Genomic DNA, 570 nt, shown 5'->3' on the forward strand with positions numbered 1-570 from the left:
GGCGGCAGGCCCGTGAAGGTGATGCCGCCGCCACCGGGCGCGGGGCTGGCGCCCGCGTAGGCCTGCACCGAGCCCGCGAAGCCACCCAGCGTGGCCACGGCGGCCATGCCCAGGCTGCCCTTGAGGAAGTTGCGGCGGCCCTTGAACTCGGCCATCACGTCGCGGATGCTGACGTTGCCCGAGGGGTTGATGGTGGTGTCGTTGTCCGGATGCATGCAGCTCGACATGGGATCTCCTGGCGTTGTGCGGGGCGCCGGCCAGACGCCACCGCAGGATGGCGGTGTCCGCTGGACGGCAGGTGAGAACTGGAGTCGAGGTTAGGGAGCGCCGGTGAAGCTGCAACGACCCCCGCTGCGATCCGGCATGAGCCGATAGGCCCAATGACGGCTCGCCACCGCCTGCCTCAAGGGCGGGCGCGCGGCGGCTCGGTGGCCAGACGGCGGCGGCAGGCCTCGAGCTCGGGGCCCGAGAGCCCTTCGCAGGGTTCGCCGGGGCCGATGCCCAGCAGCTCCACCGTCAGCAGCGAGTTGCGTTCTCGCGCGACGGTGCTCTCGGCCGCGGCGGTGTTGG

Annotated in this window: 1 protein-coding gene; it reads right to left on the bottom strand. The window is 72.1% G+C overall.

All coding sequences use genetic code 11. The annotated features are described in order from the left end of the window. The coding region (locus tag AC01FP_RS18825) for a twin-arginine translocation signal domain-containing protein (RefSeq protein WP_474482454.1) at nt 1-227 on the bottom strand (227 nt) is incomplete at its 3' end. Nucleotides 228-570: the final 343 nt, after the last annotated feature.

It is taken from the genome of Cyanobium sp. NIVA-CYA 375, from assembly GCF_056108345.1.